The organism is Bradyrhizobium sp. T-1 (assembly GCF_053592855.1).
Genome location: NZ_CM132115.1, coordinates 1,614,962 through 1,638,735, shown reverse-complemented (window position 1 = coordinate 1,638,735; position 23,774 = coordinate 1,614,962). Strand labels below are relative to the sequence as shown.

The window sequence follows — 23,774 nt, the reverse complement described above, 5'->3', positions numbered from 1 at the left end:
GCGCAGTTGATGGTGGGAATTATTGTGGAATCGCGGTCCCTTCCGCTCACCGGACACGCGTCGATGCGAAAGGCAGATAGAATGCAACGTCAGTCAAAAACCTGGCCGTCGCCCCGAGAACGAACGCTCGGACAAATCCTCAGGCGTAAGGCTGCAGACAATCCTGACAAGACCTTTGTCGTGTTCAAGGACAGCCGGTGGACGTACGCCGAATTCGACAGGTGGGTCGACCGGATTTCTCGCGGCCTGGTCAAGCTGGGCGCGACCAGGGGATCCAAGGTTGCCGTAATGCTGCCGAACTGCGCGGAGTTCGTCGGCGTATGGTTTGCCTGCGCCCGCATCGGCGCCATCGAGGTGCCGGTGAATACCAACCTGCGAGGCCCGCTACTCAAGCACGTTGTCGGGCATTCGGACTCCGAGATTCTCGTGGCCAGCGTGGAACATCTGGGCGAGATCGGCAAGGTTGTCGGTGACTTACCCGCGCTTGCCAGCATCGTGCTGTGTGGCGAGGAGAAAGTGAACCTGCCCGGCGCGCCCTCGTTGCGGCAGATGCTGTTTACGGAAATTGAAGACGAGGATTCTTCGCCGTTCCAGCACGATGTTGAACCTTGGGAGCCGCTGGCCATCGTCTTCACTTCGGGCACCACCGGGCCCTCGAAGGGCGCGGTCCTTTCGCACGAATATTTCTGGTGGTTCGGCGAGCGAAGCTGCGAACTTAGAAAGATGACGGACAGCGAAGTCCTCTACACTTGCTTGCCTCTGTTCCACGCCAATGCCCAGGTGCTGACGACGATGCCCGCGCTGCTGCGCGGCCAGACCGCAGTGCTGGACGCTCAGTTCACGGCATCCGGCTTCTGGGATCGTATCCGGTCATTCGGCGCGACGCAGTTCAACTACATTGGCGGCATGATCCCGATCCTCATGAAACAGCCCGAAAGACCAGAGGATGCCGAAAACCCGATCCGGATTGCCTTGGGCGCGGCCGCACCCGGCAACCAATGGGAAGCCTTCGAGACGCGGTTCGGCTTGCGGCTGGTCGAGTGCTACGGCCAGACCGAGAACTGCGTGGCGACCGTGAATCCGCTAGAGGTCACGCGTATCGGATCCATTGGCAAGGCCGAATGGGGCTACGAAATGCGCGTGATCGACGATCACGGGCATGAAGTGCCTGACGGGACGATCGGGGAGTTCGTGGTACGGCCGCAGTGGCCGGGCATCATGATGCTCGGCTACTACAAGATGCCCGAGGCGACGCTGGAGGCATTGCGCAACCTCTGGTTCCATACCGGCGATTACGGCTCGCGCGATAAGGACGGCTACTTCTACTTCATGGATCGCAAAAAGGACGCGATCCGGCGCCGGGGCGAGAACATCTCCGCCTACGAGGTCGAGGTGGTTGTCAATAGCCACGCGGCGGTCATCGAATCCGCCGTCTTTGCCGTCCCTTCCGACGTCGGCGAGGACGACGTGATGGTCACGGTCGTTCTCAAGGACGGAATGACGCCGACAGCCGCCGAGCTCCTGCAATATTGCGAAGAGAACCTCGCCTATTTCGCCTTGCCCCGCTACGTCGAGTTCGCCGAAGAACTTCCGAAAACCCCGACATATAAGGTCGAGAAGTACAAGCTCCGACAGAGGGGCGTTACTCCGGCCACGTGGGACCGTGAAAAGGCAGGGTACAAACTCAAGCGCTCTTAATCAGGAGATATGCTGATGACCTACAACTATTCCGATCCCCGTGAGTATCTGAAATACGCAGGTACCAGCAAAATGCCGCCGTTGATCGTCAGCGCTGCGATCACCGGCGGCATCCAGGGCAAGGAGGTTAACCCCAACCTTCCCGAGACGCCGGAAGAGCAGGCGCTGGAATGCATGCGCTGCTACAACGCCGGGGCGAGCGTGGTTCACATCCATGCACGGAATCCGGACACGGGCTATGTAGCGCCAGCCAACCGTGCCTGGGACTACCAACTCGTCAACCATCTCGTCCGGGAAAAGTGTCCCGACCTGATCATCGACAATACGTCCGGAGGCGGCCTTGGCCTGACATTGGAACAGCGCCTGTCATCCCTCGATGCGCGCCCGGAGCTTTCCGACATCGACATGGGACCGTTCGATATCGCACTGCCTTTGCGCCGTCGCGAGGCGCCACTCAGTGGCCGCGATGCGGACGAATTCGTCGATGACCTGCTGCCCGTCACAATCGGCGAAACAGAGTTGCGCGCGAGAAGGATGGCCGACCGCAAGGTCGGAATCACCATGGCGCTGTTCCACAACGGTCACTGGAGTTCCGTCGACAATTTGATCCGCAAGCGGTTGGTCACGCCGCCCTATCGCTTCCTGTTCTTCCTGGGCATGACGTCAGGCGCATTGCCGACGCCGCAGACGTTGCTGGATTTCGTGCGCGATGCGCCGCAGCCATCCCTTGCTTTCGTCATGGCCGTGGGCCGGCACGACCTTCCTCTCATCACCATGGCGACGATGATGGGCCTTCACGCGATGGTCGGACTGGAAACGAACCTTTATGTTCGTCCGGGCGTCCTGGCGACTTCAAGCGCCCAGCTTGTCGAGCGAACGGTGCAGATCGCGCGTTCGCTCGGGCGCGACATTGCGACGCCCGCGCAAGCGCGTGCCATGCTCGACCTGTCCGCAGAGCCGCGGCGATACGCGCCGCCGGAGGCACCATTTGCGCCTGCATGATCGCCTGGGCATCGTCCCCGCATCGCAAACGGGCCGTGACTGACGTTCCCCTTTGGGCCAGAGCGTTTCGACGATTGCAGATACCGATGAAAACAAGAATTACGAAGCTTTTGAACATCCAGCATCCCATCATGCAGGGTGGAATGCACTATGTCGGCCTTGCTCCGCTCGCCGGAGCGGTATCCGAAGCCGGCGGCCTCGGCGTCATTACGGCGCTTACCCAGCGTACGCCGGAGCTTCTCGCGCGCGAGATCGCGCGGACCAAGTCGATGACCGACAAGCCCTTCGGCGTCAATATCTCCTTCCTCCCCACATTTTCGAAGCCGCCCTATGACGAATACATAAGCGCTATCTTCGAAGGAGGCGTGCGCATCGTCGAGACGGCTGGCCGCAACCCGGAACAATACATGCCGGCGTTCAGGGAATGCGGGTTCACCGTCATCCACAAATGCACCTCCGTTAGGCACGCGCTGAAAGCCCAGGCGATCGGATGCGACGCCGTCAGCGTCGACGGCTTCGAATGCGCCGGGCATCCGGGCGAGGACGACATTCCGGGCCTTATCCTGCTCCCCCGTGCGGCAGACGAGCTGACGGTGCCTATCCTGGCGTCGGGTGGCATGGCGGACGGGCGCAGCCTCGTCGCGGCTCTGGCGCTGGGCGTCGACGGGATCAACATGGGCACGCGGTTCGTCGCGACGCAGGAGGCCCCCGTGCACGAAAGCGTCAAGCAGGCGATCATCAACGCCACCGAGCGAGATACTCGGCTTATCATGCGAAGCCTGCGCAATACGGAGCGCGTGCTCAACAATTCCGGCGTGCGACGCATCGCGGAGATGGAGGCCGAAAAAGGCGCTGCACTGCGCATCGACGATATTCACGACCTGGTCGCGGGTGTCTACCCGAAGGTCATGCAGCAAGGCGACCTGGAGGCGGGTGCATGGAGCTGCGGCATGGTGGCGGGTCTGATCGACGATATTCCGACCGTGGCAGACCTCATTCGGAACATCATGGAGCAAGCCTCCGGAATTATCCGGTCGCGGCTCCAGGATCTTCTCGACTGACGCCGGACGGGGCGACTCCGGTCGCGTCCAGCACCAATTTTCCGACCGACTGGACCAGCCGGCGCAGCCAGCGGTGGGCGGCGTTGGAGTCCATCCGCTCGTGCCAGATCGCACGCACCGGAAGCTGCTCGGATACGAAAGGAACTGGAAGCACCCGCAACTTGCCCGACCCGACAAAGCTCCGCGCAAATCCAGATGGGATCGTCGCAATCATGTCTGTCGCCTCCACGATGCCGGGCATCATCGACAGCGAAGGGACATGCGCGCGGATGCATCGTTCAACGCCAGCAGCCTGCGTGGCGCGGTTTAGCATGACCTCCAACGACGATATGAAGGTAGGGGGAGATGCATAGGCGAGGTGATCTTGGGCTGCGTACTCTTCAAGCGAAATACTTTCTCCGATTGACGGATGATCGGTCCGCACAAGGCAGATCAGCGTTTCTGTCGTAATGGTCATCTGCAGCAGACCGTCGGAGAGATCGTGGAAAAACCCCACGACGAGGTCGATCTCACTGTTGGTGAGCGCCTGCCGGATACGGTTCGGTTGGGGCGCCGCCACTGTCAGCGTGATGCCGGGCGCCTGATCGCGCAGGCGGGCTAGGATTTCCGGCAGAAACAAGCGGCCGACGTAATCGCTGGCCATGATCGTGAAGGCCATGTCGGCCGCACCGGGCTCGAAACGCGGGCCGCCGAGCAGCGCAAGGTCAATCTCGCGCAGGGCGCGCCGCACACAGCCAACGATTTCCGGCGCCCGGTCCGAAAGGGTCATCCCTTGAGATGTGCGAACCAGGATGGGATCGTCGAACACGGCGCGCAGTCGCGCAAGGGCCGTGCTCATCCCCGATTGGCTCATTTCCATCCTCTCTGCGGCCCGCGTCACGTGCCGCTCGTCCACCAGGGCTTCGAAGCAACGTAGCAACCGCAGGTCGATTTCGAGTTTCGTCACAGCTTGAGTCCCTCCCGCCCGTTTTGCCCCGCCGTCGCGCGCTTCGATGACGCCGAAGCGCACCGCATTTTTGCGGAGATTCTAGCTCGCAACCGACTTGGGCAGCAACCGGCTTCGCCTCCGGCGTTCCGGCTATCGATAGTGGCAACCGGCTTTGCCCGAGTTGTCTTCGTGTTGGGAGCGCTTGCCTTACACGCTTGGCAGCAAGGGCATTCCCTGGAAGCGGAGGCTGCATGTGGCCGTCAGCATCGCCCTTCTTCGGTGCTCCACTTGGGGACGACTCGACACCATCTTCATGCTTCCGCCCCACGGGGGTACGATATGACGGATGCGTCCGATCTTTCGTAGCCGCTCCTAGAGTGGGTCAGGCCTGATGGAAATCGTTCTGCCCAAACGCATCGAACAGATCCTTTTGGCTTCGGACTTGTCGTCCGATGCACCGCACCTTCCACCTAGCCCTAGCCCTAGCCGTACTAACGCATCAACCGCCAACCACCGTCAATCGTATATTCGCTTCCGGTAATGTAGCTTGCAGCGTCCGAAACGAGAAATGCGATCAGATTCGCCACGTCTTCGGGTCTGCCCGGGCCGCCCAACGGAATCCTGGCGGCGGAGCTATGGGCTCCCTGGCTCGCCTCCGCAGTCTGGCGCTGGTCCAGCCGGGCTAGGATGCTGTCCAGCATGCGCGTCCTGATCATACCCGGATGCACGGAATTGCATCTGATCTGGCCGCCATTCTGGGCACCTTCGAACGCCACCGATTTAGTGAACTGCATCACCGCACCCTTGCTGGCGCCGTAAGCGACACCCTGCGTCGTCGGGTAGTAGGCGCCAACAGACGAGACGTTGACGATCGCTCCGCGATCCCTGAGTCTCATGACAGGCATCACTTCGCGGCATCCAAGGAAAGTGCCGTCGAGATTGACGGAGAGCACCCTGCGCCAGTCCTCAAGCGTTGTGTCACCAATCGCCCCGGCCTTGACGTTCCCCTCGATGCCGGCGGCGTTAACCAGAATGTCAAGCCTGCCGTACCTTTCAAGGATCAACCGGACGCTGGAGCGCCATGCGCCCTCATTGGTGACGTCCAGCTCGTGGAATTCGCCGCCCAGTTCCTGTGCCAGCGCTAGCCCTCCAGTGCCGGGGAGGTCTCCGATGACGACGAGAATTCCATCGCTTGCAAGCTGACGCGCGGTCGCCGCGCCGAGCCCCTGCGCTCCGCCCGTGACGATTGCAACTCTTCTCTCTATATTGGTCATGTCTCGCTACCTTTTTTGCCGCGAAGGTGGATGACCCTCAGGGATCCGGAGAGCTACCGGGCCGGCAAAGCGCCGCCACTAGCCGATCTTTCGAATCGGCTCGGAGCCGTCCCAGTTCTTGGCGGCTTCCGCAATCTGATCGAACACCACCTTCTTCTTCGGGCTGAGACAGGATAGTTCGATGACGGTGCCCGGATGCGCCTCCTGCTCGAAATAGACGAGCTTGCCCGCCGGTTCGATGGTTGCGGCGGACATGCCAACGGTGAAGCCGGAGGCCAGCGCCTTAGCGAGAACCGCGTCGTAGCTTTCAGGCAAGTGCCAGAAGGCAACATGCTGCAGCCCCTCGCGACCCGCCTCCAGAAAATCGCGGTACATGGAAGGCGCATCGTTGCGTTGCTGGATGAGTTCGATCTGAAGATGGCCGCACTGGGCAAAGGCGGCGCTTACCCAGAGATCGGAAGGCTTGCCCTTGTGCCGGAAATCGATGAATTGGGGCCGCTCAATATGGAAGAACGGTCCGACTTGCATGATCTCGATCCAGTGGCGCATCGCGGCTTGCAGATCCTTGACGACATAGCCGAGCTGTCGAACGTTTCCGAAAAGTTTGCTCATTGCTTTCCTTTAATGTGAATGCCTGGAAGGCCGCTCGGCGCAGTTCTACGCGACTTCCAAAACGATCTTCCCAAAGTGCTTGCCGGATTTCATGTAGTCCTGGGCCGCCGCCGCCTCCTCCAACGGATACACGCGGCCGACCAGCGGCCGGAGTTCGCCGGTCTCGAAGGCGGGCAGAAGCGCTTGCGCGGCGCGACGGGCCACATCCGCATGCTCTTCGACCGATCGCGTGCGAAAGCTTACGCCAATCAGCTTGATACGCTTCTTGGAGTGTTCGTCCAGGTTGACTTCAGCCGTCCACTTGCCCAATCGACCGACATTCACGATCCGGCATTTCACCGCGGCGCACGCCACGTCCCCAGGCAGTGTCTCGCCACCGATGTTTTCCACGATGACGTCCGCACCATGCCCATCCGTCGCGTCGAGGACCGCCTTGACGAAGTCTCGCGACTTGCTATCGATGCCGACCTGCAACCCTATCTCGCGAAGGCGATCAAGCTTCGCGGGGGAGGTTGACGTGCCCATGACAAGACCTGCGCCGAGATAGCGCGCAATCTGGACCGCCGCAATTCCCACCCCCGAACTGGCTGCCTGTATCAGGATCTTTTCGCCCGGAGCCATTTCTCCATTCGTGATCAGCGCGTCGTGGGCGGTCATGAATGTCGCGGCGGTGGCGGCGGCGTCTCTCCAACTCATCTGCTTGGGCACCGGCATGACGAGCGAATGATGGATGAGACAATACTCGGCATAGGTGCCCGTTGTTAGGCCCATCACTCGGTCGGAGGGGGTAAAGCCCTTTACTTCGCTTCCCGTCGCCACGACCTCACCGGCCATTTCGAGTCCGGCAACGGCGTGTTCAGGGCCGGCAGAGGCACTGAAATGCTGTTTGGCCCGGTAAAGGTCAGCGAAATTGACGCCGGCGCAGCGCACGCGCACAAGCAGATCCTGGGGGCCAGGCTCCGGCCGTCCGATGTCACCCACGACCAGTTCCGACCGGCCGTTGTCCAGATGGTCGATCAGGACAGCTTTCATAAAAATCCTCCTCTGACGCCCTCCGAGGGCGACTTGTGGCTCGTGCTCCACGGTGCGATCGAACGCTACCGGATGATTAGACAAGCAGCCGGAAGGGCACCATGAAGCAGGGATGATAGCGCCATCGCCGCTCACGATGACTTTGCCTGCGCGGAAGGAGCGACGAACGCGACCACGCGTGGCAAACGTGCTTGCCGCTGAAAAACAACGGGGATGCATCATGCCGAGCTATGACGCGCCGGTTGCCGAACACGTCTTCGACTTCGACGACGCCATGGCGGAAATCGGCCGTGAAGGAGTCGACGCCCATCTGGCCGTCAACATTCTGGCGGGGCGGGAAAGCTGTGCACCCAGGTGCTCAATCCGCTGAACGGGTCCGGCGACCAGGAAGGCAGCCGGCTGGAAGGCGGCGCGGTGCGTACACCGAAAGGTTTCCCCGAAGCCTACAGGGCCTACGTGGAAGCCGGCTGGCCCAGCCTGTCGGGTGCGCCCGAGTTCGGTGGCCAAGGATTGCCCCGTGCAATCGAGGCGCTGCTAAACGAGATGGTGTCCGCCGCTCGGGCGGCAGTTGTCCCCCTGGTCCCGCGGCACGGCGAAGATCCAGTTGGGCGCGGATGATCAATGAGCCGCAATCTTCAACGGACGCTGCATCAGGCCTCGAGACTCGACTTCTCGTCCGGACTGAGACCGACAACCAAGGTAAGAGCCATTCACGATCGACACGATAGCCGTGCCATCATAAGCTTCCACACCTGCTCGCGTGACTCCTATTAGGAGCCGCAAACCTATTCAGGATCGGCTGGTATCACATTGACACCAACCAGGGCCAAAAGAGACTGCACAATGACTAGACGACGGCGACCGATGGTCGTCGTGGCAACTCGACCATCCCCGATTAGTTCATAAATCTTGGTCCGCCCGAGACCTGTCGCCTCACAGGCTTCCGCGACGGTACACGTCAACCGCTGCGCAAATGGGAGGCAACGCAGATCGCTGGGCATCGGCTCATCTGCGACCGCATTATGTTTAACTTGCCCACTGCTTTCGACGTCCCGGCCATGCCGAATCAAGATTCCGTCTCCTCCACAATCGAAGGAGCTACCGTGAGGCCCGCCGCATTCCACGTCAACGGAAGCAAAGGAGTAGAGAAGCGGGCAATAGCGAACGTCAGGAAGTGTCAGACTTGGCTACGAAAGACGGTGCAGAACTCTTCATAATTAATATTGCAGGAATGGTGGCTGCGGCGGCTCACAACTCCAACTCTTGCCAATGGTTGAGCGGACCATTTCCCGCCGAACGGCTTCTGTCCGAAACCGAGCTAAACGCCGTAGTCCGATAGAGTCGAGGGAATTCCTATTTGGTCCGGTTTCGTTACCGCTTCCCGCTGTCCGGCAATGAGTACACCGAGAAGAGCAATGATAGCGGCGCAGCTCATCCAAGCTCCCGGAACCGCTCCGTTGCCCGACAGATGAATAAGTCCGGTGCTGATGGCTGGCGTCATGCCTCCGAAGATCGTGGCGAGACTGTAGGACAGCGAGAACCCCGAAGTCCTGGCATCCTCGGGCATTACCTCCGTCAAATAGACGATCATCGCGCCATTATAGCAGCCGTAGATCAGGCTCAGCCACAGCTCCACCGCAAGCAAATTGCCAAAAGAGGGGTTCGCGACGAGCCAAGCCAGCATCGGATAAGCGCTGACGATCGCGAGAAGGCTGCAGCCAATCAGGATGGGACGCCGGCCAATTCGATCCGAGAGAGCGCCACTCACAGGAAGCCAGAACAGGTTCGAAGCCCCTACGCAGATAGTGACCACCATGGCCTCGAGATCGGTCAGCTGAAGAACCTTCCGACCGAAAGTGGGAGTGTAGACCGTGATGAGGTAAAATGAGACAGAGGTCATCAGAACCATCATCATGCCGAGGGCCACGATACGCCAGTTCTGCACCATGGACCTGAAGATATCGGCAGCGGAGACATGGCGTCGGCGCTGCAAGAAGACCTCGGTTTCCTCCAGTGAGCGGCGAAGGAAGTATACGAGCGGAATGATTGCGCAGCCGATCAGCAAAGGAATGCGCCAGCCCCAGGCCTGCATGCTTTCTGGAGACAGGACTGCCGTCAGGGTGGCACCAAGAACAGCGGCGAAGATGACTGCGACCTGCTGACTTCCGGACTGCCAGCTGACATAGAAGCCTTTGTTCCCGGGAGTTGCGATCTCCGAAAGATAAACAGACACGCCCCCGAGTTCGGCGCCTGCCGAGAAACCCTGAATGAGACGGCTGAGCAACACGAGAAGAGGTGCGGCAAGGCCAATCGAAGCGTAGCTCGGTATCACCGCGATTGCGAGCGTGCCGACGGACATGAGGGTGAGGGTCGCGATGAGGCCGGCGCGTCGACCGAAACGGTCCGTATAAGAGCCGAGCACGAGAGCGCCCACGGGTCGCATGAGAAAGCCGGCTCCAAACGTCATGAGCGCGAACATCAGAGAGATGAAATCGGCTGACGCTCCCGTTCCTTCTGGGAAAAAGGTTCGCCCGATCGCGGCAGCGTAATAGCCGAAAATCGTAAAGTCGTACATTTCCAGGAAATTGCCGCTGGCAACCCGCAGAACGGCCATTTGCTTTGCGCGACGCTGTTGCGCTTTCATGCTCCCCTCCCCCTTTTTCGCTTCGTTTGATTTTTTGGTTCTGAGATCAGGCGATACGAAGCAACGGTTTGCCTATCGTCGCCCGCTGCTCGAGCGCCTCGTGCGCGCGTTCAATCTCATCAAACGCGTAACGACCGGCCACCTCGATCTCGAGCGAGCCATCGGTGATCGCATCGAAGACATCGGCCGCGCGCTTGCGGATCGTTGTAGCGTCGTCGAGGTGATCGGCGAGGCGCGGTCTCGTCAGGAAAAGCGATCCGGCTTCGCCGAGTTCGATCGGATCGAGATCCCTTATGGGACCACCGACACTCCCGAAGCTGACGACGAGACCTTTTTTGCGCGTCGCTCGCAGGCTGTCGCGCAATGTTGGCCCACCGACTGCGTCGAACACGACGTCGACGCCTCGGCCGTCCGTCAGAGCCCGGATGCGATCAGCGAACCTGCCCCCGTCATAGAGGAAGGCATTGGCCGCCCCTCTGCGGCGGGCAACCTCCGCCTTCGCTTCAGTGCTTGTCGTCGCATAGACCGTCGCACCGAGCCGCCTGCCCATCTGCACCAATAGCTGGCCGATTCCTCCCGACGCGGAATGGACGAGAGCGGTGACACCCGGCCGGAATCCCCCGAGATCATGTGCGAGGTAGTGAGCGGTGAGTCCATGAAACATCGCCGAGGCCGCCGCCTCAAGTGACAACGCATCGGGCACGCGTACGAGACGCCAAGCTGGCACGACGGCAAAGTCGGCATAGCTTCCCCAGCACAGGCAATAGGCGACGCGATCACCTGTCTTCAAATCAGTAACACCCGCTCCGACACGTTCAATTGTTCCTGCACCCTCGATGCCCAAGGTTGTCGGGAGAACTTGCGGGTAGGTGTGAGATTGAGCGTATTTTCCTTGACGGGTGTGGACGTCCATAAAATTGATGCCAGACCAGGCGAGGCGTATCAGAACTTCGCCGGCCTGCGGCTGCGGCACCGGCACCTCGCGGTGCACCACCACTTCAGGGCCGCCATATCGGTCGATCTGAATGGCTCTCATTGCAGCGATTCCGTGGAATAGCGCATCTCCATGGCATCGAACGCTGGCTTGTCGACGAGGCGCTGACGCTCCTTGAAGCTTGCCAGCAGCCCGCCAGCTTCGTCGATGGCACCGTGTTCTTTCAGAGCGCCGAGTGCCACTTGCATACCCCGAATGGCTCCTTGCAGCGCCGCGTTGGCGTAGAGCAGCAAACCAAAGCCCAGCTCGGCCGCTTTGGCGTGGTCAACCGTAGGCGTGCGCCCACCTGCGACAATGTTGAGAATCTGAGGCACGGCGAGGCGGCGCGGAATCACATTCACTTCCTCGATGCACTCCGGCGCCTCCACGAAGGTGATATCTGCGCCCGCTTCGACGTACCGCGTGGCGCGCTCGATCGCCGCTTCAAAGCCGTCTACCGCCCGCGCGTCCGTCCGCGCGACAATCAGAGCGCCTTCCTGACGCGCGTCCACTGCGGCCTTGACCTTGCCGACCATCTCGGCGGCAGACACGAGCTCCTTGCCGGCGAAATGGCCGCAGCGCTTGGGGCTCCGCTGATCCTCGAGCTGAATCGCGCTGGCACCCGCGCGCTCGAGCATGCGGACCGTGTAGGCGACGTTGAGGGCGTTACCGAAGCCGGTGTCGGCGTCGACAATGAGAGGCAAGGCGGTCACGTTGCGGATTGCCATGGTGTGCGTCACCACCTGGCTCAGATCCATGAAGCCGAGGTCCGGCAAGCCGAGATGCAAGTTCGTGAGTCCGGCGCCGGTCAGATACATGGCCTCGAAGCCGACATCCGCGATGATGCGAGCGCTGAGAGCATTCGCAGCGCCTGGCAGAAGCACGCCCTTCTTTTGGCGGAGACAGCTCTGAAGTGCTCGAATGTCTGATCTCATCGTGAAAATTCTTCTTGGGCGCTGGTGGCTGCAGGCGGCTCGCGACGGAGACACGGTAAGCGGCCGGAAAGCGGAGGTCCAATATATTGACAGATGATAATTGATAAGTTTCATATATCGGAATGGAGCTGCGCCATCTCAGGTATTTTGTAGCCGTCGCAGACGAGGGGCACGTGCATCGTGCGGCCGCGCGGCTCGGCATTGCGCAGCCAGCATTGACGCAGCAAATCAAGGCGCTGGAGCGCGAGATGAGCGTGAGACTGGTCGTCCGTGAGGGACGCGGGATTGCGCTGACCGCAGTCGGGCGCGCTTTTCACCTCGAAGCGCGCAGCATCCTGTTGCAGGCTGAACGCGCTCTCGCCATGGCGAGGGACATGGAGGCGGGACGGGCCGGCATGATACGCGTGGGATTTACCGAGTCCGCATCGTTTCATCCCATCGTGACGCAGACCCTGAACCGCTTCCGCCTGGCATGGCCGAACGTGGAATGCCGCCTCGAGGAGAAGCACACCGAGGCTCTCGTCACATCCTTGGAAGACGAAACCTTGGACGCTGCCTTTGTTCGGCCACCCCTCCGGACCTCGAAGGCTGTTACATTCCGCAGACTGGCGAGTGAGTCCATGGTCGTCGCCTTACCGCGAGACCATCGTTTTGCTGTTCGCCGTCGTCTTTCTGTCGGGGAGTTGGCCGACGAAGCTTTTATCGTCTACCCACGGCGCGACGGAACCGGGCTCTCGGACGCCGTCGTCGCCGAATGCCGTCGAGCTGGGTTTATGCCAAGGATCTCACAGCGGACGCCGCAGCTCTCATCAACGGTGAACCTTGTGGCGGCGCACATGGGAATTGCCATTGTACCGCACTGCATGCATCTGCAGCGCGCGAAAGACGTTAATTTTGTTCCACTGGTGGGCAGCGAGTTGCGCGCCGAGCTCGGTCTCGCTTATCGGCGGGGAGTGACCTCTCGATTGCTTGCGAACTTTGTTGAAGCCGTGGATTCGCGTCAGCCGTGACTTCACCTAACTGCGACAGTCGCGCTATTTTCATGCTTTGCTGTCGCTTCGAACGGCTGGATACAGTGGAGAAGCGGTGCAGCGGAGAGAGTGGGAGTCAAACTCACGATTTCCGATCATTCCACGTCGAACAGCTGAGACTGCACGTCAGCACTCGCCCGCCTCCTGTCGGGCGCGCCAGTTTCTTGGCGGCGTCGCGAAGCATCCGACCCAATATTCGGTATCCGCCAGGCTAAACGTCAGCAGCATCGAAGACCCCAACCGTTCGGCTGATTTGTTTTGGCCGCCGTCGTTTATACGTCGACGCTTAATGTTCATCCGTTCGAATAGATGAAGCGAATTTCGTTCAGCGAGAGGCCGATATTCGACGACTCTTCCACAGTGGCTCTAGAGCGGTTCACGGATTTATTGAATCGGAAGGGATTCCGGATCTGGGGCGAATATGATTCAAGATGCTGGCTGGGCTGGAGGCCAGCATCTGATGGTCCGACCAATTTCCAACGATTTGCGTAAGCGCGCGGTATCCGCTGTTGCCAAAGGTGAGAGCTGCCGATCTGTGGCGGAACGGTTTGGTGTGTTGCGGTCTCGTCAGTTGTGAAGTGGTCACAACGCTATAGAACGACCGGCTCGGTAGCGCCTGGCAAGATGGGTGGTCACCGCAAGCCTGTGCTTGATCCGCACCGCGCCTTCATCGTCGAACGGATCACCGAGAGGCCGCACCTGACGCTGCATGGTCTGAAGGCGGAACTGGCAGCCCGCGGGGTCAAGGTCTCACACAATGCGGTCTGGCTATTCCTGCGCCGGGAAGGGCTGCGGTTCAAAAAAAACACTGTTCGCCCTCGAACAAGCTCGCGCCGACGTCTCCCGTAGGCGCTTGCGTTGGCGATCCTGGCAGGCCGGGCTCGATCCGAGCCGGCTCGTCTTCATCGATGAGACCTGGATCAAGACCAACATGACCCCTTTGCGGGGTTGGGCCCCCAAAGGCGCACGCCTGCGCGGCTTCGCCCCGCACGGCCACTGGCGTACCCTCACATTCCTCGGCGCACTCCGCCATGACCAACTCACGGCACCCTGCGTCTTCGACGGTCCGATCAACGGCGAATGCTTCCGCGCTTATGTGAAGCACCTTCTCCTGCCAACCCTGCGCGAAGGCGATATCGTCATTCTCGACAATCTCGGAAGCCACAAGTCGAAAGCCATCAGGCAGATGATCAAGGCTGCTGGCGCCAGACTCTGGTACCTGCCGCCATACTCACCCGACCTCAATCCGATCGAACAAGCCTTCTCCAAGATCAAACACTGGATGCGGCAAGCTCAGAAGCGCTCCATCGAGGACACTTGGCGACACATCGGCCACCTCGTCCAAGACATCCAACCTCGCGAATGCGCCAACTACTTCGCCAGCGCCGGCTATGGTTCAGTCAAAATGTGAAACGCTCTAAGTCGTTGAATTCTGGCGCGCCATTCAGAACAAAACTGCGAACTCATATATCATTGAAGTTATTATATAAAATGAACATGCCTGACAAGTGGTCGAGTTTAGGAAGCGAGTGCTTCCCGAACAAGTACCGGGGCTTGTGAGCGGGGCGGAGCCCAATTTGGGCAGCTGTTGAGTTGCACAATTGTCGGCCGAGGGACCGAAATGTGGACACGGACATTGTGTGGTGTCCAGGGCAGCTTTTCCGAATGCCGCGAGATTTCCAGATTGTGGCCCGCGGGGGAAGCCGGTCCATCCTAATTGCGGTCCCCGGCCAAGCCCACCTTAGCGCTACGCGCCTAGATATTTCCGAAATGGGGGAACGCCGGTCTGGGGGGACTATTGCCTCTGCGGCGGCGGAAATTTTGCGAGGAGCAGGACAGTCACCATCGCGGCCGGAGCGGCGTAATGCCCGCTTAGTCGCGATCAAGCCATCCCTCCAAGCAAGAGAAATATCATGAACAGGTCGAAGCCAACCCATTTCCGCAACTCGTTGAATTTGAGAGACAAGGTGCAGGTCAAGATCCTGCGCAAGCGGCTCAAGCTGACGGATGAGCAGTTTAGCAGCGTCCTTCGCAAATCGGGCATTTCAATCTCGGCTATCGCCAAGGAAGCCGCTACTTTGAAGTAACGAACAGCAGCGACGGGCATGAAGATAGTCTTGTCTCCATTGTCTTGCGACGCGATTGATTGTCTTTTCGATTGTCCCAGTAGCTCAATCGCGACAGATGCTTCCAGATTCGTCGGCGTATCGCCAACGATATAGCGCCCGGGCAACCGGATCACGCGGCGCGAACATGGCTGGGTTACTGACTGCCGGCCGGTCATCACTCATTGAACACCAGCCGTCCGCCTTAATGCAGATCTCGACTCGAGCGTCCCTTTGCGCTCGATACGGATTATTTGTCCCACCGTTGTGAGCTTCCGTCCATTTTGCCGCGTCGGAGGCCGTTAACTTGTCTGCATCATTCTCGCACTGCTTTGCGATCTGAATCAGACGGTCGCGGGGAAAAGCATAGTATCTCACGGCATGGGGAATCAGCGCGAGCGCAATGGCTGCTGCCAACGTGAGCTTGATCAATCTCAGCAAATGGCGCCCCAACCGACAAACAAAACAGTAGAAGAATGCTCGACAGGCTTCACCTCGGGGCCGCACGCTGCGCCAAGGTATTTCACCGCTTCACAGGCTCAGTCGGTTTCGCGGTATCCCATGGGCGTTTGCCGGACGCGTCACGATCCCATGGGCGCGCAACCGATGCTGATTTCTCTTCCAATACATCTTTAGCGCGTGCCGCCTTGATCTGGTCGCGAATTGACATTTCTGTTGCAGCAGGCGCTTGCTCGGCCGCTCGAACATTAGCACTGGATGACAAGAAGAGGATCGCGCCGACCACCAAGATCTTTTCCATCAATGCCGATAGCACGATCACCCGTTGTTGTCCGATCTATCTTCGACCCCAGCGCGGAGCTAACAACAACGATCGCCTTCCACGCAACGCAGTCGACGCAGTGATAGTCAGCCGAAGGCTGCCGTGCAGCTTACGCAGGTGTGCCAGGCTAGACAGCGGACTTTGAGATCCTCGTGCGGGCCGCCGGACCAGCAACCATTTTCTGCCACATCTCTTGTCCTCCATCACCGATCGAGGCTGCACAAGGGGCATCGGTCGCTGGCACATGGAACTCCCGTCTGTCTCCGGAGTGCGTCATGACCCGGTACTATTTCGATCTCGTCGACGATGACGGCCTGTTCCTTGACGAGGAAGGTCTGGAACTTGCTGACTTTCGGGCGGCGCAGGTTGAGGCGGCAAAGTCATTGGCCGACATGGCACGGGATGCGACGTATGAATCTGGCAGTTCTTCAAAGCGCCATATGGCAATTGCGGTACGGGACGACGCCGGTCCCGTGATGCATGTGGGGTTCGAATTTGGCGACGGAGGGCGGCAACAGTGACAGGGCCTATGGGTGCCGGCGTTGCTCCTCGATCCACCTTCGAGCATCCATGAGGTGGCCCCTCGTCGCGCCGCAATAGCGGTCAAGCGTCCGCCTCACGCTTGACTGCGCCGCCTACCTCTTTTTTGCCGACCCGAAATCCGGCTGCCAGGCGACCTCTTTCCGGCTGGGCTGTGCTGCGATCACCTTGGCTTTTTCCTTCTTCGGCTTCTTGGCTTCGCGATTGCCGCGTTGCTGTCCCTTGGCCATGACGTCCATCTCCTGTTGGGGTTCAAGTTCTTTCAGTTCGTCCGACTGCAGGATGCGCCCGCGAGGCGTGCAGACGCGGACATCCATGTAACCGTCGCGCAGCAGCTTTCGCGCGAGCCGCAGTGCAACGATCGCGCTGCCACGGCCGAGATTGGCGCTGCCATATTCGTTGGTCCCCATGACCAGGTAAGGCACGCGCGTTGCCTTAGCCATTGAGGATGGCCGCAGCACACACCAGAAGCAAAAGGAACAACGGAACGATCACCGGCGGGACCATCCATTCCGAGGCGCGAAAACGCGACATCGAGCGCTCCTGCAACTCTGTCGGCGGGAGCGCACGTGACCCTCAGTCACCGGTCGATGCCGTTGAGAAGTGCGGTGATGCGACAACCCTACGCCTGCGAGGCGCCAATAGCGAGTGCTAAAACGCAGTTCGGGCAAGGCTGCACTGCGACGTCAGCGCGCGGCAATGGCGAATGTGCTGGCTATTGCTCAATGACGGGCGCATGGTCGTCGCTGTCGGTCGGTTAGGGCCCCTCTTGCAAAAAGGCAGGCGTGCATGACCATCCGCTCACGGCGAGAGACCGTCACGTTCAGACATCCGTTCCGAATCCGCGGCATCGAGCGGCTGCTGCCCGCCGGCGCCTACGAGGTCATCACTGATGAAGAAACGATCGAGGGTCTCACCTTCTCGGCCTATCGCCGCATCGCCACGATGATTATGGTGCCGGCGGAAGGCGTTCGCGACTCAATGGAGATGCTCTCGATCGGCTCAGTCGATCTCGCCAATGCGCAGGCTGCGGATGCGAGCGCCGCATGACTGACCATCCCGTAGATCTCGACAAGCATCGCGGCATGGCTGCGCAGAAGGCTACCGATCTGCGCCGCGCGCTGGCAGACGTCGAGGCCCATGTCAGGGAATTGCGTGAGCGGGAGGCCGAACTTGAACACCGCATGATGACGGTGCCCGCCGCTTCCTGGCCGGAGGCTGCGGTCAAGGCGCGGCACCTGCTCAACCTCTATGCCGCGAGCCTGCCCGCCGAGGATACGAGGCACCGGGCGCTGGTCGCGTCGTTGCTCGACGACTTCGTCCGGCTCTCGGGCGAGGACTGACGGCAGAGCAACTCTCCGCACGCGCGATCGTGCCAGCAACGGTCACTTAAAGGAGGAAGCCATGACGCTCACGAGCGGTCGCTACATCGGCCACGAATATGACCGGATGATCGTGCTGTTCTCGATGCAGGACGGCGGTAAGGAAATTCCCTACGCGATCTCGACCACCGCGATGGACTATCTTGAGCGCGGCCCGCAGGTCCGCCCCGAGCAGCGCGAAGCCCAATTCGTCCGCCTACGCGACCGCATCGAGGCCCGCGCGGCCAGCAAGTATCGAGCGACGGAACTTGAAGGAGATCCTCGGGGTATCGTGCTGCGCGGCATCGATTTCAGAACCTAAACAACATGCCATGTCGTGATCTGGGAATCGCTTAGGCGAATTCTTCACAAGTTGGCCCCGGCGCCCGATAACTCGCCCAGCAGAGACGGACAGGCCGATGCTCAAGACAACGTCAATGCGTTCTGGACGTCGCAAGGAACCCGTAAGCGACTGAAGGCCAGTTAACGATCAATAGTTTTTCTTGAACGATCGACGCGGACGGCCCTGAACTCCGATGGTCCCTCGATCAAACGCTGCCTTCGCATCGCTTGATCATCGCCCTTCGCAGAATTGTCCGCCCTCTCGTCTATAACTTTGCCAGCCAGGTGAGCGGCACGCGCGCGTTGGGTCAGAATGCGATGATCACTCGTGCCCGTCTTCGTCATCTCGATCTCCTGGATTACAGACCGCGACTGAAATCTGGCAGCTACGCACCCCCGCTTTTGCTGCGTCGAACTCGGCGCAACCACCATGGCAATTAATCTATGGCAATAACGTTCCTCTACGCGCATTCCCGTTACGCGCGCTCCTTGCCGGCGATCTGCGGCAAGGGAGGCTTGCGCTCGGGAAGCTTCTTTTTCGGGGGCGCCGGCAGCAAACCTTCCCTGATGGCCTGCTTCCGAGCGAGCTTACGGGCCCGGCGAATAGCCTCGGATTTTTCGCGCGTCTTTCTTTCGGAAGGCTTTTCGTATGAGCGCCGCTGCTTCATTTCGCGAAAGACACCCTCGCGTTGCATCTTCTTCTTCAGAACACGAAGGGCCTGGTCGACATTGTTGTCGCGAACAAGTACCTGCAATTGACATTCCTCGCTGGGCTGCGAATGCGCAAGTCCTGCATGCAGCCAATTGCGCAGGAGTCTCGTGGCGATTGCGATGATGGGAGTGACGGCGTCTTCTTCCGCCGGCCTCGAACAAGCCGGTCTATGCGTCACGGCAATCAAGTTCGGTAGAGCAACGTGACCACTGTCAGCCGCGCTGTCAATGGATAGAGCCGTTCCCACACGTCGTTTGGAGCCCTCGATCGCAAAGGAACGTTCGCCCACACGCGCTCGTGTAGCAGCGCTCTCGGAAACAATTTTGAGTGTTGCCTTGCAAAAAGCCGAAAATGATATATATTAAAGAAATTCGATTAGCCGCTGTGCCTTGTTGAACGCGCCCGCGGGCTCCTTTTCCAAAGACATCGACGAAGTTGAAGTAATCGCGTGCTCGTCACGCGATACGCGCTCGCGCGCTTTGGAGAATGAAAATGACGACAGGTACTGTTAAGTGGTTCAACGGCCAAAAAGGCTTTGGATTTATCCAGCCGACCGACGGCAGCAATGATGTGTTCGTTCACATCAGCGCGGTCGAACGGGCTGGCCTTGCGGGTCTCGCCGAGGGCCAAAAGGTTAACTTTGAGGCCAAGACCGACAAGATGCGCGGCAAAGTGAGCGCCGAAAACCTCTCGCTGGCTTGATTTGTCGACGCCGCTTTCACGGATGTACTGAAACGGCAGGCTGCCCGCTCGATCTTCGGATGGAGCGGGTTTTGTTTTTCATAATGCGGGTTGAGGATGATCGCCAGGAAATCGGCAGAGCCGTCGCCCGAAGGTATCGCGCGCTCGAACCGCAAGCGATTGGCTGCTGAAGACGGCGCGCGGGCATTGGCTGACGCGGAACGGCAGGCCATCGAGGTGCGAAAGAACATGGCGCGCCTCCGCGAGCTGCGTGAGGCCAAGGAAGTTGCCGACATCGCGTTTCGGGCATCGCTGCCTGCGCCCGCACCGACGAAGCGCAAAAACAGGTCGGCGCGATAGTCGAACTCGCGATCGCACGGCATCATCGTGAAACCGAATTGCACGGGCTGGGTGGATGCCTAGAGTCAAAGCAGACGGCGGGGGAACGATCACTTTCATGCTTGCGCTTGGCGCAGCACGGCAGATGTGCAGGCTTACAACGACGTTTCAGACCGACAAGCAGGCCTTCAGTTATCTTCACAAATATCGAAAAGAATTCGAGCATATAGCCCGTGCGCGGCTCGCCTCCGGCGAGCTCGAAAACGGAATCGTCGTGCTCTCGATGCTCTAAATCGAGAGCGACGATTATGCCCGGGAGTCTTTCGGCTTGGCTTCACGCGCCAATCGGGCCGCCTTCAGACGCTCGTGATTATCGTGCAGGGATTGCTGATCTTTCGCGTAATCGGTCATTGGTTTTTCTGTTCGCACCAATTTGAACGCGTTGTTCGCCTCCCGCAGATGCCGGGCAGCCTTCGCTTCGTTTTTCATCATTTTGATCTCCAGGAATTGGATCAGCGCCGGTCTGGGGCTCGGATATTCGCCATGACAGCCCAAGCGATATTTGCCGGGAGCGGATCAGCGTGAACGCTCCGCTTTGCGCCAGATCTTTCGCGAGGTCTCAGCGCGTTGTCGAACAACGGCAAGCGGACGCTGCCTACAGTTATCAACGCTTTCGCGGAACGCATGTTCCCGAGGGGCGAGCCGAAGCCCACGCCGCCGCTCGTCTGCCAGACGTTCAGCTAAAATCGCAACCAGTGTGGCGCCGCTCACGAGCTAAGCGCTTCCACCAGAACTCAGGTTAGCACATCATCGGCGTTGTGTGCGCGTTTCCTTGCCGATTCCTGAAGGCGGTAATCGCCATATGCACCAAGTGCAGTTTGCCCTCGACTGCGGGTGAAATGTCGAACGGGTACGCGTCGGCAAGACCAAGTGAGCGGTTGAGGCGGTTGATCGTCAGAGCGAGCGGGGTCCACAACTCAAGGAGCGCACCGAAATCGCTTTCCAGATACGGGTCATTCAGCGTGTGCTTTCCGCGCGCGTCCAACGACAACGGAAGTCCTGCCAGGGAATCCAGGGTCGAGACGATGTGCAGGAAGTGAGCGAAAGTCTCTGCCCAATCCTCCCAGGGATGAGACGTCGCATACATGCTAATGTGACTCGCCGGATCGCAAGACCAATCCTGACGGGCATAATAATAGGCAAGCGCTGCCTGGTAGTTCTCTGTCTCGTCGCCAAACACCAGCCGAAACGGCGCTCGAAAACCCGCTTCGTGGATCAGGGCATTCCAGTAAAAGTGCCCTATCTCGTGTCGAAAGTGATCAAGCAGGGTGCGATAGGGTTCGCGAAAGGAAACACGCCTGATCTCGCGTTGTACGTCATCGGCCTCCGCAAGGTTGAGCGTTATCAGGCCGGATTCGTGACCGGTCAGGACCGGCCCATGCTCGTCCGAGAGAATCTCGAATGCCAGGCGAAATCCACCCGCGAACGCGATCGGCACGCGAAGCCGTCTCAGGTCGTAGATCAGCCTGCGCTTGGCTTCCTCCACGCGCTTCCAAAGGGCTACGTTACGGGGATTCTGTGTGGCGGGAATGACATGGGTCAGGGAGCAGGACATGCAGTAGGAAGTCGTGGAAACCGCGCACCAGTTGCAACCGATGATATTCCGATTGACGCATTCAAGGGCACTTTCCGCACCGATCATCGCCATATTCTCGGGATCGAAGATCAACGGCTGCATGCAGCCGTTGCATTTGGAGAGCTCGAAGGCCGATAGTTGCCCGCAATGAGGACATTTGAAATCTCTCATGATGGCGCACGACCATTGAGGGTGTCGATCAACGCACGTTGCTTCTTCAACGCGCGCTTCCTCAGAATATCAGCATCAACCTCGCTCACGGTTCGACGCGCGCCCTGGTAAGAGGCCTTCTCAGATACAGGCCGCGCCCCCCAGTCTTGCGTGGGTTGAATGGACATGGGCGTGACCCCGGATCGCATTTTCATCTTCAACAAAGCCTTCAGTTTGAAACGGGTTCCGGTCAGGCGCTGGGCGGATGTTCTCCACTCAATCGAGCATACGGCTGGCGGTCGGGACAGCGATGGCATACTGTTCACACCCGAGCGCTCGCAGCCTTCATCGGTGACGATGCCCAAATGGGGGTTCGTAACGGTCGCAATCATCTCTTTGGAGCTACTTCCATGAAGATCCGCGTCGGCTTCGAGATGATCTACGACTTTCCGCAACCGACCCCTCTTATCGCAGTTGTCGGCACTCACTTCACACGGGCATCCGACATTGTCCTGCCCGATCATCTTGTCAGCGAGCCGTCGGTGCCGATCACGCCCTACCGCGACGGTTTCGGGAATTGGTGCAGTCGTCTTGTCGCGCCAGCCGGCCGCATGCGCCTCTCAGCGGACGGCACAGTCCGAGACAGCGGTCTACCCGACGTGATCGTACCATCGGCCCAACAGCACGCAGTGGAAGATCTTCCGTCGGACACCATCGTATATTTGCTCGGCAGTCGGTATGTCGAGACTGACCGACTTACCGACGTGGCGTGGAAGTTGTTCGAGAAGACCGCGCCCGGTTGGGCACGGGTCAAGGCGATCTGCAACTTCGTGCATAACCACATTGCTTTCGGCTACGAGCACGCCCGCCCGACCAAGACCGCCTGGGAAGTGTTCAACGAAGGCAAAGGCGTTTGCCGGGACTATGCACATCTGGCTATAGCGTTCTGCCGCTGCATGAACATTCCTGCGCGCTACTGCACCGGCTATCTCGGTGACATCGGCATGGCGCCTCCATATGCCGCCGGCGATTTCGCGGGCTGGTGCGAAGCCTATATCGGTGGTCGCTGGTACACGTTCGATCCACGTAACAACATTCCGCGGATTGGTCGCGTCCTGATCGCGCAGGGCCGCGATGCCGCCGACGTTCCGATCACCCAGACATTCGGACCCAACACGTTGCTAAGTTTCAAGGTTTGGGCCGACGAACTCACCGGCTGATCGCAAAAGGGCTGCAATGCGACGGTCCACATCGAATCCCCGGAACCGCGAAAGACAGAACTATTGCCCGGCCTTATTCGCTTCGAAGGTCAACGCGGCTTGAAATACGTGCCCGGCTTCCGTTCGAACCTCGATAGCAACGTCCGGCCGGTTTTCCTCACCGGCCAAATCGCGGGCCAGTCCCGCCAATGTGTGAGCCGCCTCCATCTCAGCCTCACGTTGCGTTGAAAACTCTATTCCGTCTTCGTCCGGGTACAGTTCCCGATCGTCTCTGATATCGAAGAAATATCGGATCATCATGAGCGCCTGTTGGAAAGATGTCTGCGCCAGCGCGAGAGGTCCGCAAGCCGATCCAGGATTCGAATTACATTGGCGGCTGAAGTCCCGGAGAACTGAGCCACCTGTTCACCTCCAGGGCAACATCGATCTGCCGGGCCTTCTGAAGTAGTTCGGCGCGCCGGACGCAAACAGGCATCTCTTGAGCCTGCTGGCGCAAATTGATCGCCTCTTGAGTGAGACGGTATTCGAATGTCGAAGATTGAGACTCGCTACGAACCTGCACGGCTTTCTCCCTTGAATGGGCGGGAGCGCGACAGGCGTTCTCATCACCGATGGTTGCCTCGGGTGGGGCGGTGACGACCTTGATATATGTGCTCCAAGGCGCTCCGACCAGACATGATTGAAGAAATGTTTTTGGACAGCCTTACGGCTAGTCGA

General features: G+C 59.6%; 29 protein-coding genes and 1 pseudogene. 15 read left to right on the top strand and 15 right to left on the bottom strand.

The window, feature by feature from the left end:
• Positions 1-81: 81 nt before the first annotated feature.
• The 3 genes from ACWAT4_RS07945 (at position 82) to ACWAT4_RS07935 (ending at position 3,761) form a co-directional block, all read left to right on the top strand.
• On the top strand, positions 82-1,698 hold the full coding sequence (locus ACWAT4_RS07945) for an AMP-binding protein (RefSeq protein WP_449730249.1): 1,617 nt from the start codon (positions 82-84) through the stop codon (positions 1,696-1,698).
• Between the two features lie 15 nt (positions 1,699-1,713).
• On the top strand, positions 1,714-2,700 hold the full coding sequence (locus ACWAT4_RS07940) for a beta-keto acid cleavage family enzyme (protein ID WP_449730248.1): 987 nt from the start codon (positions 1,714-1,716) through the stop codon (positions 2,698-2,700).
• A gap of 86 nt (positions 2,701-2,786) precedes the next feature.
• Entirely contained in the window at positions 2,787-3,761 is a 975-nt protein-coding gene (locus ACWAT4_RS07935) for an NAD(P)H-dependent flavin oxidoreductase (RefSeq protein WP_449731182.1), read from the top strand.
• Here ACWAT4_RS07935 and ACWAT4_RS07930 read toward each other — a convergent pair.
• The 4 genes from ACWAT4_RS07930 to ACWAT4_RS07915 form a co-directional block, all read right to left on the bottom strand.
• Complete coding sequence (locus ACWAT4_RS07930) at positions 3,727-4,707, bottom strand: LysR family transcriptional regulator (protein WP_449730247.1); 981 nt, start codon at positions 4,705-4,707, stop codon at positions 3,727-3,729. The two genes, ACWAT4_RS07935 and ACWAT4_RS07930, sit on opposite strands and share 35 nt — an antisense overlap.
• A gap of 473 nt (positions 4,708-5,180) precedes the next feature.
• On the bottom strand, positions 5,181-5,963 hold the full coding sequence (locus ACWAT4_RS07925; RefSeq protein WP_449730246.1) for an SDR family NAD(P)-dependent oxidoreductase: 783 nt from the start codon (positions 5,961-5,963) through the stop codon (positions 5,181-5,183).
• Positions 5,964-6,041: 78 nt separating this feature from the next.
• Complete coding sequence (locus ACWAT4_RS07920; RefSeq protein WP_449730245.1) at positions 6,042-6,512, bottom strand: VOC family protein; 471 nt, start codon at positions 6,510-6,512, stop codon at positions 6,042-6,044.
• Positions 6,513-6,620: 108 nt separating this feature from the next.
• Positions 6,621-7,607 carry a zinc-binding dehydrogenase gene (locus ACWAT4_RS07915; protein WP_449730244.1) on the bottom strand — a complete coding sequence of 329 codons (987 nt, stop codon included), beginning with the start codon at positions 7,605-7,607 and terminating at the stop codon, positions 6,621-6,623.
• Between the two features lie 220 nt (positions 7,608-7,827).
• Here ACWAT4_RS07915 and ACWAT4_RS07910 point away from each other — a divergent pair, with 220 nt between their 5' ends.
• Positions 7,828-7,977, top strand: coding sequence for a hypothetical protein (locus ACWAT4_RS07910; protein ID WP_449730243.1), 150 nt, complete (start codon positions 7,828-7,830; stop codon positions 7,975-7,977).
• A gap of 415 nt (positions 7,978-8,392) precedes the next feature.
• On the opposite strand, the gene ACWAT4_RS07905 is transcribed toward ACWAT4_RS07910, so the two are convergent.
• The 4 genes from ACWAT4_RS07905 to ACWAT4_RS07890 all read right to left on the bottom strand — a co-directional run bounded on the left by ACWAT4_RS07905 (position 8,393) and on the right by ACWAT4_RS07890 (position 12,108).
• Complete coding sequence (locus ACWAT4_RS07905) at positions 8,393-8,608, bottom strand: helix-turn-helix domain-containing protein (protein WP_449731180.1); 216 nt, start codon at positions 8,606-8,608, stop codon at positions 8,393-8,395.
• A 317-nt stretch (positions 8,609-8,925) separates the two neighbouring features.
• Positions 8,926-10,251, bottom strand: a complete 1,326-nt coding sequence (gene tcuC, locus ACWAT4_RS07900; RefSeq protein WP_449730242.1) for an MFS transporter — start codon at positions 10,249-10,251, stop codon at positions 8,926-8,928.
• Between the two features lie 46 nt (positions 10,252-10,297).
• Positions 10,298-11,287 (bottom strand): quinone oxidoreductase family protein, encoded by a 990-nt coding sequence (locus ACWAT4_RS07895; RefSeq protein WP_449730241.1) that lies wholly within the window; start codon positions 11,285-11,287, stop codon positions 10,298-10,300.
• The gene (locus ACWAT4_RS07890; RefSeq protein WP_449730240.1) at positions 11,284-12,108 is read right to left on the bottom strand and encodes an isocitrate lyase/PEP mutase family protein; all 825 of its coding nucleotides are present in this window, start codon (positions 12,106-12,108) and stop codon (positions 11,284-11,286) included. Before ACWAT4_RS07890 ends, ACWAT4_RS07895 begins: the two co-directional genes overlap by 4 nt.
• 224 nt (positions 12,109-12,332) lie before the next feature.
• Here ACWAT4_RS07890 and ACWAT4_RS07885 point away from each other — a divergent pair, with 224 nt between their 5' ends.
• The 3 genes and pseudogenes from ACWAT4_RS07885 to ACWAT4_RS07875 all read left to right on the top strand — a co-directional run bounded on the left by ACWAT4_RS07885 (position 12,333) and on the right by ACWAT4_RS07875 (position 15,277).
• Entirely contained in the window at positions 12,333-13,169 is an 837-nt protein-coding gene (locus tag ACWAT4_RS07885) for a LysR family transcriptional regulator (protein ID WP_449730239.1), read from the top strand.
• 481 nt (positions 13,170-13,650) lie between these two features.
• Positions 13,651-14,601, top strand: a pseudogene (locus ACWAT4_RS07880) (IS630 family transposase).
• Between the two features lie 502 nt (positions 14,602-15,103).
• Entirely contained in the window at positions 15,104-15,277 is a 174-nt protein-coding gene (locus ACWAT4_RS07875) for a DUF3606 domain-containing protein (protein WP_080669711.1), read from the top strand.
• A 541-nt stretch (positions 15,278-15,818) separates the two neighbouring features.
• Here the strand turns inward: ACWAT4_RS07875 and ACWAT4_RS07870 are convergent.
• Positions 15,819-16,076 (bottom strand): hypothetical protein, encoded by a 258-nt coding sequence (locus ACWAT4_RS07870; RefSeq protein ID WP_014491568.1) that lies wholly within the window; start codon positions 16,074-16,076, stop codon positions 15,819-15,821.
• 275 nt (positions 16,077-16,351) lie between these two features.
• On the opposite strand from ACWAT4_RS07870, the gene ACWAT4_RS07865 reads away from it, so the two are divergent.
• Entirely contained in the window at positions 16,352-16,597 is a 246-nt protein-coding gene (locus ACWAT4_RS07865; RefSeq protein WP_014491569.1) for a DUF6894 family protein, read from the top strand.
• A gap of 114 nt (positions 16,598-16,711) precedes the next feature.
• On the opposite strand, the gene ACWAT4_RS07860 is transcribed toward ACWAT4_RS07865, so the two are convergent.
• On the bottom strand, positions 16,712-17,059 hold the full coding sequence (locus tag ACWAT4_RS07860; protein WP_014491570.1) for a hypothetical protein: 348 nt from the start codon (positions 17,057-17,059) through the stop codon (positions 16,712-16,714).
• A 346-nt stretch (positions 17,060-17,405) separates the two neighbouring features.
• Here ACWAT4_RS07860 and ACWAT4_RS07855 point away from each other — a divergent pair, with 346 nt between their 5' ends.
• The 3 genes from ACWAT4_RS07855 (at position 17,406) to ACWAT4_RS07845 (ending at position 18,299) form a co-directional block, all read left to right on the top strand.
• On the top strand, positions 17,406-17,666 hold the full coding sequence (locus tag ACWAT4_RS07855; RefSeq protein WP_028160512.1) for a hypothetical protein: 261 nt from the start codon (positions 17,406-17,408) through the stop codon (positions 17,664-17,666).
• Positions 17,663-17,959, top strand: a complete 297-nt coding sequence (locus ACWAT4_RS07850) for a hypothetical protein (protein ID WP_014491572.1) — start codon at positions 17,663-17,665, stop codon at positions 17,957-17,959. The genes ACWAT4_RS07855 and ACWAT4_RS07850 overlap by 4 nt, the downstream gene beginning before the upstream one ends.
• Before the next feature lie 61 nt (positions 17,960-18,020).
• A complete protein-coding gene (locus ACWAT4_RS07845) occupies positions 18,021-18,299 on the top strand; it encodes a DUF1488 family protein (RefSeq protein WP_449730238.1) in 279 nt (92 codons plus the stop codon).
• Between the two features lie 496 nt (positions 18,300-18,795).
• Here the strand turns inward: ACWAT4_RS07845 and rpsU are convergent, their stop codons facing one another.
• Positions 18,796-19,074 carry a 30S ribosomal protein S21 gene (rpsU, locus tag ACWAT4_RS07840; protein WP_014491574.1) on the bottom strand — a complete coding sequence of 93 codons (279 nt, stop codon included), beginning with the start codon at positions 19,072-19,074 and terminating at the stop codon, positions 18,796-18,798.
• A gap of 449 nt (positions 19,075-19,523) precedes the next feature.
• On the opposite strand from rpsU, the gene ACWAT4_RS07835 reads away from it, so the two are divergent.
• The 3 genes from ACWAT4_RS07835 to ACWAT4_RS07825 all read left to right on the top strand — a co-directional run bounded on the left by ACWAT4_RS07835 (position 19,524) and on the right by ACWAT4_RS07825 (position 20,343).
• Positions 19,524-19,733, top strand: a complete 210-nt coding sequence (locus ACWAT4_RS07835) for a cold-shock protein (protein ID WP_014491575.1) — start codon at positions 19,524-19,526, stop codon at positions 19,731-19,733.
• A gap of 96 nt (positions 19,734-19,829) precedes the next feature.
• The gene (locus ACWAT4_RS07830; RefSeq protein ID WP_014491576.1) at positions 19,830-20,072 is read left to right on the top strand and encodes a hypothetical protein; all 243 of its coding nucleotides are present in this window, start codon (positions 19,830-19,832) and stop codon (positions 20,070-20,072) included.
• 55 nt (positions 20,073-20,127) lie between these two features.
• Positions 20,128-20,343, top strand: coding sequence for a hypothetical protein (locus ACWAT4_RS07825; RefSeq protein WP_014491577.1), 216 nt, complete (start codon positions 20,128-20,130; stop codon positions 20,341-20,343).
• 14 nt (positions 20,344-20,357) lie between these two features.
• Here the strand turns inward: ACWAT4_RS07825 and ACWAT4_RS07820 are convergent, their stop codons facing one another.
• The 3 genes from ACWAT4_RS07820 to ACWAT4_RS07810 form a co-directional block, all read right to left on the bottom strand.
• Positions 20,358-20,540 carry a hypothetical protein gene (locus ACWAT4_RS07820; RefSeq protein ID WP_014491578.1) on the bottom strand — a complete coding sequence of 61 codons (183 nt, stop codon included), beginning with the start codon at positions 20,538-20,540 and terminating at the stop codon, positions 20,358-20,360.
• 310 nt (positions 20,541-20,850) lie between these two features.
• Positions 20,851-21,789, bottom strand: coding sequence for a putative zinc-binding metallopeptidase (locus ACWAT4_RS07815; protein ID WP_449730237.1), 939 nt, complete (start codon positions 21,787-21,789; stop codon positions 20,851-20,853).
• A gap of 65 nt (positions 21,790-21,854) precedes the next feature.
• Positions 21,855-22,202 carry a hypothetical protein gene (locus tag ACWAT4_RS07810; RefSeq protein ID WP_194464259.1) on the bottom strand — a complete coding sequence of 116 codons (348 nt, stop codon included), beginning with the start codon at positions 22,200-22,202 and terminating at the stop codon, positions 21,855-21,857.
• A 45-nt stretch (positions 22,203-22,247) separates the two neighbouring features.
• Here ACWAT4_RS07810 and ACWAT4_RS07805 point away from each other — a divergent pair, with 45 nt between their 5' ends.
• Positions 22,248-23,057 carry a transglutaminase-like domain-containing protein gene (locus tag ACWAT4_RS07805; protein WP_194464260.1) on the top strand — a complete coding sequence of 270 codons (810 nt, stop codon included), beginning with the start codon at positions 22,248-22,250 and terminating at the stop codon, positions 23,055-23,057.
• Between the two features lie 60 nt (positions 23,058-23,117).
• On the opposite strand, the gene ACWAT4_RS07800 is transcribed toward ACWAT4_RS07805, so the two are convergent.
• Positions 23,118-23,357 carry a DUF6894 family protein gene (locus ACWAT4_RS07800; RefSeq protein ID WP_014491582.1) on the bottom strand — a complete coding sequence of 80 codons (240 nt, stop codon included), beginning with the start codon at positions 23,355-23,357 and terminating at the stop codon, positions 23,118-23,120.
• Positions 23,358-23,774: the final 417 nt, after the last annotated feature.

Bases quoted from the DNA above. Each gene is read 5' to 3' on its own strand.
- ACWAT4_RS07820 (WP_014491578.1), bottom strand. From the start codon at position 20,540: ATGAAAAACGAAGCGAAGGCTGCCCGGCATCTGCGGGAGGCGAACAAC.
- ACWAT4_RS07920 (WP_449730245.1), bottom strand. From the start codon at position 6,512: ATGCGCCACTGGATCGAGATCATGCAAGTCGGACCGTTCTTCCATATT.
- ACWAT4_RS07815 (WP_449730237.1), bottom strand. From the start codon at position 21,789: ATGCAGCCGTTGATCTTCGATCCCGAGAATATGGCGATGATCGGTGCG.
- ACWAT4_RS07860 (WP_014491570.1), bottom strand. From the start codon at position 17,059: ATGGCTAAGGCAACGCGCGTGCCTTACCTGGTCATGGGGACCAACGAA.
- ACWAT4_RS07850 (WP_014491572.1), top strand. From the start codon at position 17,663: ATGACTGACCATCCCGTAGATCTCGACAAGCATCGCGGCATGGCTGCG.
- ACWAT4_RS07845 (WP_449730238.1), top strand. From the start codon at position 18,021: ATGACGCTCACGAGCGGTCGCTACATCGGCCACGAATATGACCGGATG.
- ACWAT4_RS07875 (WP_080669711.1), top strand. From the start codon at position 15,104: ATGAACAGGTCGAAGCCAACCCATTTCCGCAACTCGTTGAATTTGAGA.
- ACWAT4_RS07865 (WP_014491569.1), top strand. From the start codon at position 16,352: ATGACCCGGTACTATTTCGATCTCGTCGACGATGACGGCCTGTTCCTT.
- ACWAT4_RS07935 (WP_449731182.1), top strand. From the start codon at position 2,787: ATGAAAACAAGAATTACGAAGCTTTTGAACATCCAGCATCCCATCATG.
- ACWAT4_RS07910 (WP_449730243.1), top strand. From the start codon at position 7,828: ATGCCGAGCTATGACGCGCCGGTTGCCGAACACGTCTTCGACTTCGAC.
- ACWAT4_RS07855 (WP_028160512.1), top strand. From the start codon at position 17,406: ATGACCATCCGCTCACGGCGAGAGACCGTCACGTTCAGACATCCGTTC.
- ACWAT4_RS07945 (WP_449730249.1), top strand. From the start codon at position 82: ATGCAACGTCAGTCAAAAACCTGGCCGTCGCCCCGAGAACGAACGCTC.
- ACWAT4_RS07895 (WP_449730241.1), bottom strand. From the start codon at position 11,287: ATGAGAGCCATTCAGATCGACCGATATGGCGGCCCTGAAGTGGTGGTG.
- ACWAT4_RS07800 (WP_014491582.1), bottom strand. From the start codon at position 23,357: ATGATGATCCGATATTTCTTCGATATCAGAGACGATCGGGAACTGTAC.
- ACWAT4_RS07830 (WP_014491576.1), top strand. From the start codon at position 19,830: ATGATCGCCAGGAAATCGGCAGAGCCGTCGCCCGAAGGTATCGCGCGC.
- ACWAT4_RS07940 (WP_449730248.1), top strand. From the start codon at position 1,714: ATGACCTACAACTATTCCGATCCCCGTGAGTATCTGAAATACGCAGGT.
- ACWAT4_RS07915 (WP_449730244.1), bottom strand. From the start codon at position 7,607: ATGAAAGCTGTCCTGATCGACCATCTGGACAACGGCCGGTCGGAACTG.
- ACWAT4_RS07925 (WP_449730246.1), bottom strand. From the start codon at position 5,963: ATGACCAATATAGAGAGAAGAGTTGCAATCGTCACGGGCGGAGCGCAG.
- ACWAT4_RS07835 (WP_014491575.1), top strand. From the start codon at position 19,524: ATGACGACAGGTACTGTTAAGTGGTTCAACGGCCAAAAAGGCTTTGGA.
- ACWAT4_RS07805 (WP_194464260.1), top strand. From the start codon at position 22,248: ATGAAGATCCGCGTCGGCTTCGAGATGATCTACGACTTTCCGCAACCG.
- ACWAT4_RS07905 (WP_449731180.1), bottom strand. From the start codon at position 8,608: ATGCCCAGCGATCTGCGTTGCCTCCCATTTGCGCAGCGGTTGACGTGT.
- ACWAT4_RS07825 (WP_014491577.1), top strand. From the start codon at position 20,128: ATGCCTAGAGTCAAAGCAGACGGCGGGGGAACGATCACTTTCATGCTT.
- tcuC (WP_449730242.1), bottom strand. From the start codon at position 10,251: ATGAAAGCGCAACAGCGTCGCGCAAAGCAAATGGCCGTTCTGCGGGTT.